Annotated in this window: 6 protein-coding genes; 3 read left to right on the top strand and 3 right to left on the bottom strand. The window is 71.0% G+C overall.

All coding sequences use genetic code 11. The annotated features are described in order from the left end of the window. Nucleotides 1-53: 53 nt before the first annotated feature. The 3 genes from GT030_RS08705 to GT030_RS08695 all read right to left on the bottom strand — a co-directional run bounded on the left by GT030_RS08705 (nucleotide 54) and on the right by GT030_RS08695 (nucleotide 3,265). The gene (locus GT030_RS08705) at nucleotides 54-1,406 is read right to left on the bottom strand and encodes an extracellular solute-binding protein (RefSeq protein ID WP_161200598.1); all 1,353 of its coding nucleotides are present in this window, start codon (nucleotides 1,404-1,406) and stop codon (nucleotides 54-56) included. A 120-nt stretch (nucleotides 1,407-1,526) separates the two neighbouring features. Further along, nucleotides 1,527-2,525, bottom strand: coding sequence for a LacI family DNA-binding transcriptional regulator (locus tag GT030_RS08700; protein ID WP_202459863.1), 999 nt, complete (start codon nucleotides 2,523-2,525; stop codon nucleotides 1,527-1,529). A gap of 107 nt (nucleotides 2,526-2,632) precedes the next feature. Further along, on the bottom strand, nucleotides 2,633-3,265 hold the full coding sequence (locus tag GT030_RS08695) for a hypothetical protein (RefSeq protein WP_161200597.1): 633 nt from the start codon (nucleotides 3,263-3,265) through the stop codon (nucleotides 2,633-2,635). Nucleotides 3,266-3,507: 242 nt separating this feature from the next. Between GT030_RS08695 and GT030_RS08690 the strand changes: the two genes are divergently transcribed. The 3 genes from GT030_RS08690 (at nucleotide 3,508) to GT030_RS08680 (ending at nucleotide 5,122) form a co-directional block, all read left to right on the top strand. Beyond that, complete coding sequence (locus tag GT030_RS08690) at nucleotides 3,508-4,164, top strand: helix-turn-helix domain-containing protein (RefSeq protein ID WP_161200596.1); 657 nt, start codon at nucleotides 3,508-3,510, stop codon at nucleotides 4,162-4,164. Between the two features lie 32 nt (nucleotides 4,165-4,196). Beyond that, the gene (locus GT030_RS08685; RefSeq protein ID WP_161200599.1) at nucleotides 4,197-4,745 is read left to right on the top strand and encodes a toxin-antitoxin system, toxin component; all 549 of its coding nucleotides are present in this window, start codon (nucleotides 4,197-4,199) and stop codon (nucleotides 4,743-4,745) included. Nucleotides 4,746-4,891: 146 nt separating this feature from the next. Then, nucleotides 4,892-5,122: a hypothetical protein gene (locus GT030_RS08680; protein WP_161200595.1), complete on the top strand. Its 231-nt coding sequence runs from the start codon at nucleotides 4,892-4,894 to the stop codon at nucleotides 5,120-5,122. The last annotated feature ends 65 nt before the right edge of the window (nucleotides 5,123-5,187 follow it).

Raw genomic sequence — 5,187 nt, 5'->3', positions numbered from 1 at the left:
GGCCAGGGGGGCGGCGGCCGCGGGGAGCCGCTCGGCCGTCTTGGTCATGGTGGTCAGCCCCGCGCCAGGATGCTGTCGATCTTGCCGTCGGCGTCCTTGAGGAGCTGGTCGGCGTCCGCGTCCTTCTTGGTGAGGACGGCGGAGACGACCCCGTCGAGCACCGAGTAGATCTGCTGGGCGTGCGGCGGCTCGATCTTCATGTCGAGACTCTGGTTGCCGTCCAGGAACGACTGGTAGTTCTCCACCGGGACGTTGGCGTTGGCCTTCTTGACCTGCTGGTCCTTGGCGTCGGCGGCGCCGGTGAACAGACGCGGCTCGGGCAGTCCCACGGGTGCGTCGTTCTTCTTGGCGCGGGCGTAGTCGCCGAGGAAGCCGTCTCCGGGGGTGAGGAACATGTGGTCGAGCCACTTGAGGCCGGCGCGGATCTGGGCGGGACTGGCCTTCTTGTTGAACATGTAGCCGTCGCCGCCGATGAGCGTGCCCTTGCCGCCGGGCATCGGGGCGAGCGCCAGGTCCTTGTACGAGCCGCCCTTCTCCTTCACCAGGATCGGGATGTTGTCCGGCGCCGACAGGTACATGCCGAGCTTGCCCGAACCCATCATCTGCTGGGCGTCGTTGATGACCAGGAGCTGCTTGCTGCCCATGGAGTCGTCAGCCCAGCGCATGTCGTGCAGGTTCTGCAGCACCGCGTGGCCCTCGGGGGTGTCCACCGTGGCCTTCTTGCCGTCGGCGCTGACGACGTCGCCGCCCTGGGAGTACAGCTCTGCGGTGAAGTGCCAGCCGCCCTGGTTCTGGGCGCTGTAGTCGGCGTATCCGACGGTGCCGTTGCCCAGTCCGGCGATCTTCTTGGCGGCGGCGCGGACCTCTTCCCAGGTGGCCGGGGGCTTGTCGGGGTCGAGGCGGGCCTTCTTGAACAGGGCGCGGTTGTAGATCAGCCCCATCGAGTAGCCGGTGCGCGGGATGCCGTAGACCTTGCCGTCGACGGTGTAGATGTCCCGGAGCTGCTTCTGGATGCTGTCGTAGCTCTTCAGTTCCTTGACGTACGGGGTGAGGTCAGCGGCCTGGTGGATGTCGACCACATGCTGGGCGTCGGTGAAGTAGGTGTAGAACACGTCCTCCATCTGGCCGCCGGCGAGCTTGGCGTCGAAGGTCTTGGGGTCCTGGCAGGGGAAGGCGTCGTGGGCGACTACGTCGATGTCCGGGTGGGCCTTCTCGAAGGAGGCGGTGTCCTCCTCGAAGAACCGGCGGTCGACCTTGGCGCTCTTGGGCGGCTCGCAGTTGACGGTGATGCGGGTCTTGCCGCCCGCCGAGCTGTCGTCGTCCGAGCCGCAGGCTGCTGCGGTGAGGGCGAGCGAGGAACAGACGCCGATCGCGGCGACGGTGCGGCGGAACCCGGTGCTTCTCATCGGTGGACCCCTCAAGGCAGGAGCGGTGGGCGCCGCACACTCAAGCACCGACGACACCGGGCCGCAAGATGTCGCGCAGAATCTGTAATTATTTGACAGCCGAACGCCTCCCCGCCGCGCTCAGTCGCGCGGTGCTTGCGCGGTGGAGCCCCGGACCACCAGCTCGGGCTCGAACAGCAGCTCCTCGGCGGGGACGGCGGTGCCGCCGATCTGCGCGTTCAGCAGTTCCACGGCGGCCCGGCCCATGGCCTCGATCGGCTGGCGGACGGTGGTGAGCGGGGGCTCGGTGCAGTTCATGAACGCCGAGTCGTCGTAGCCGACCACCGAGATCTGCCTGGGCACGTCAAGCCCCTTGCGGCGGGCGGCCCTCACCGCGCCGAGGGCGAGGGGGTCGCTGGCGCAGATGATGCCGGTGACACCGCGGTCGATCAGCCGGGAGGCGGCGGCGTGCCCGCCCTCGATGGAGAAGATGGCGCGGGCCACGTGGGCGTCCGGCAGATCCCCGGCCAGCGCGCGGGCGGCGGCGAGCTTGCGGGCGGAGGGGACGTGGTCGCCGGGCCCGAGGACCAGACCGATGCGCTCGTGGCCGAGGGAGGCGAGGTGGCGCCACGCCTGCTCGACGGCGACCGTGTCGTCGCAGGAGACGGCGGGGAAGCCGAGGTGCTCTATGGCCGCGTTGACCAGCACGACCGGGATGCTCCGGTCCGCGAGGCGGCGGTAGTGGTCGTGCGGGGCGTCGGCCTGCGCGTACAGGCCGCCGGCGAAGACGACGCCGGAGACCTGCTGCTGGAGGAGCAGTTCGACGTAGTCGGCCTCCGAGACGCCGCCCTTGGTCTGGGTGCACAGCACCGGGGTCAGCCCGAGCTGGGCGAGCGCACCCCCGATGACCTCGGCGAACGCGGGGAAGATGGGGTTCTGGAGTTCCGGCAGGACCAGGCCCACCAGGCGGGCGCGCTCGCCGCGCAACTGGGTGGGACGCTCGTAGCCCAGGACGTCCAGGGCGGTGAGGACCGACTGCCGGGTGGCGTCGGAGACTCCGGGCTTGCCGTTGAGCACCCGGCTGACCGTGGCCTCGCTGACCCCGACCTTCTTCGCCACTTCCGCAAGTCGTCGCGTCATGGGCGCAAGCGTAGCGCAAGTTACGCAAGCAGCTTGCGTAAGAGTGTCGCGGGTGCGGATGACCCGGCGCCGTCGATGACCTGAACACCGACGGGGCCGGGCCGGGTCTATGGGGCGGGGACGACCGTCAGGTGGGCGCGCCGGCCGGCGGCGGACGGCTGCCGGGGGATCATCGTCAGGCGCCGGTAACCCAGGTCGCGCAGCAGGGGCGGGGTCTCGTCCACCACCCGGCACTCGGTGGTGCCCCGGCGCGGATCGGGGTGGTGCAGCAGCCGTACGGAGCCGTCGAGCCGGGCCGCGCTCTCGCCGACCGCGTGTATCCAGTGCGGCAGCCCCTGCCGGTAGGCGGCCTCCATGATCGGGTCGTGGGCCACGTCCCGCCGTATCGCCTGGAGTTCGTGGTCGTGGCCGTACCCCTCCATCGCGGTCTTGAGCTGGGCCAGCATCGGCAGGCACCAGGCCGGCTCGTGCTCGCCGAGCACCCGGCCCGCGTCGGGGTGGAAGAGGACGAAGCGCAGGAAGTTGTCGCCGGGCATCGCGGTGGGGTGGTGCCGCACCTCACCGAAGAGGGCGGCGAAGGGGTCGTTGGCCAGAATGACGTTCCAGCGGTGGTCCACGACGAGCGAGGGGAACGGGGCGGCCTCCACCACGGCCGCGTAGTCGTCCAGATAGTCCCGCGCCTCACAGCTCTCGGGGACGGACCGGGATACCGGCCGCCGCCCTCCCGCCTGATGTGCCATCGGGTGGTCACCCCTCTTGCCTTGGCCGCCTGCACGCGGCGCTGCGATCCTGCTGCTCCGACAAGAGCCGTGTCAACTATCGTGGCATTTCATGCCTGTTGACGGCTGAAATTCGCCACAGTTGTGGCGAGACCTGGATGTGAGTTCGAACCACAGGCTACTCTCCGGGATGTTCACGGCCGCCGGGGGTGACAAGCGCGCCCGATCTCGCGCGGCCCTTGAGAGACGTAGGAGTTCTGTCGGTGACGGATGGCTACGAGAATCCGGGCGCCACGGCGACCGCTCAGCTTCCGGCCGTCGTCGCCCGCGTCACCGCGCTCGCCGACCGGCTCGGCGTCCCGCACCCCGAGGTCTTCGACACCGCCCGGCTCTCGGTCGGCAGCGGGGTCCCGGAGCCGGTGGTCAAGGCGCTGCTCACCGGCCGCCCGGCCGGTGAACCGGACGTGCAGGCCCGCTTCCTGCAACGGCTGGACCTGCTGCGCCGCACCCGGCTCAAGCCCGGCGGACGCAGATACACCCAGCAGGAGATCGCCGACGGCGCCGGCATGTCCCGGCAGCAGGCCGGCGCCCTCATCAACGGCGACCGGCGCCCCACGATGGAGCACTGCGACGCGCTCCAGCGGTTCTTCCACGTGCACGCCGGGTTTCTGACGGCGGAGGACCCCGAGGCGCTCGCGGGCGTCCTCCAGCACATCGAGCAGGAACTGCTCCAGAAGCTGGCGGACCGGGAGCGGGCCGCCTCCGCAACGGCGCAGGACCCGCTGGAGCGGCTGCTCCAGGACCACGGGGTGCGCGGGATCGCCTGGCGCGCCGCCCAGCTCCCCACCGACCAGCACCGCGACAAGGTCGCGGAGTGGCTGGACATGCTGCTGGAGAGCGTCCGGCAGCCGGGGTCGTGATCGGGATGGGGTCCAAGAACATCGCCAAGGACATGCGGCGGCTGTGCGCCGAACTGGTCGGCCAGTTGGACCGGCGGCCCGCGCCTGTGCCGCCCGATGAGCTGTACCGCTCGCTGTGCTCGGCGATGAGCCGCAGGCGCGGCCGCCCGGTGCACTTCCGTACGTCGGTCTTCCCGCCCGGCACGGCCAGCGGGCTGTGGCTGGACATGAGCGACCGCGATCTGGTCGTGGTGGAGGAACGCACCGCGCCCGACCACCAGTTGGTGATCCTCGGCCACGAGCTGTGGCACATGCAGACCGACCACGCCGCCCACCGGGTCGACGGTCTCGGCATGGGGGTCGCCACCCGGCTGCTGACGGACGACACCGACCGGGACGCGCTGCGGGCGGCCGTGCACCGGGTCGCCGCGCGCACCCGGTTCGACCAGGACGAGGAGCGGGACGCGGAGACCTTCGGCCTGCTGCTGGCCAGCAAGTGCCGTACCAGGATGCGGGGTTCTTCGCTGAGCGGCCCGGTCCGCCGGGACGACGTGGCGGGGCGCATCGGTACGTCGCTGGGGTATCCGGGGCCGCAGGGCTGAGGCGCCTGAGCCGTACGGGCGACCTCGGGCGGCCCGGAGCCGACGCGTTGTCAGTGGGGGACGGCAAGCTGGAACCCTGCGTGCCGCGAGGGGCGGTGCGCTGCGCCAGCGTGCGTGAACCGTGCCGCCGACCGGGGAGCCGACCGATGCCGACCGCCGTACTGACCGACCGTGAGCGCACCGCCGTACAGGCGTATCTCCGGCTGCTGCACACCGTGCGCGCCACCCTGGACGGGCCGCCGGACGCTGCCCCGGCCATGGTGCCGCCGACCGTGCTGGCCGAGGCCGAACGTGCGCTGGCCGGAGCCGGGCTGGCGGGGAACGAGGACGAGTTCTTCGAGCTGCTGCGCGCCTGGTGCCCCGTAGGCCCCGGCTAGGGTCTGTCCGACGGATCACGGCGCGAACGCGGGGTCGATCGGCACCGCTGCTTCCCCGCCCCCTG

It is taken from the genome of Streptomyces sp. SID1328 (genome assembly GCF_009865595.1).
Taxonomy (GTDB): Bacteria; Actinomycetota; Actinomycetes; order Streptomycetales; family Streptomycetaceae; genus Streptomyces; species Streptomyces griseoluteus.
This window is presented reverse-complemented; position numbering and strand designations above follow the sequence as displayed.

Excerpts from the sequence above, each read along its gene's own strand:
- GT030_RS08705 (WP_161200598.1), bottom strand. The coding sequence starts at position 1,406 with ATGAGAAGCACCGGGTTCCGCCGCACCGTCGCCGCGATCGGCGTCTGT.
- GT030_RS08700 (WP_202459863.1), bottom strand. The coding sequence starts at position 2,525 with ATGACGCGACGACTTGCGGAAGTGGCGAAGAAGGTCGGGGTCAGCGAG.
- GT030_RS08695 (WP_161200597.1), bottom strand. The coding sequence starts at position 3,265 with ATGGCACATCAGGCGGGAGGGCGGCGGCCGGTATCCCGGTCCGTCCCC.
- GT030_RS08685 (WP_161200599.1), top strand. The coding sequence starts at position 4,197 with ATGCGGCGGCTGTGCGCCGAACTGGTCGGCCAGTTGGACCGGCGGCCC.
- GT030_RS08680 (WP_161200595.1), top strand. The coding sequence starts at position 4,892 with ATGCCGACCGCCGTACTGACCGACCGTGAGCGCACCGCCGTACAGGCG.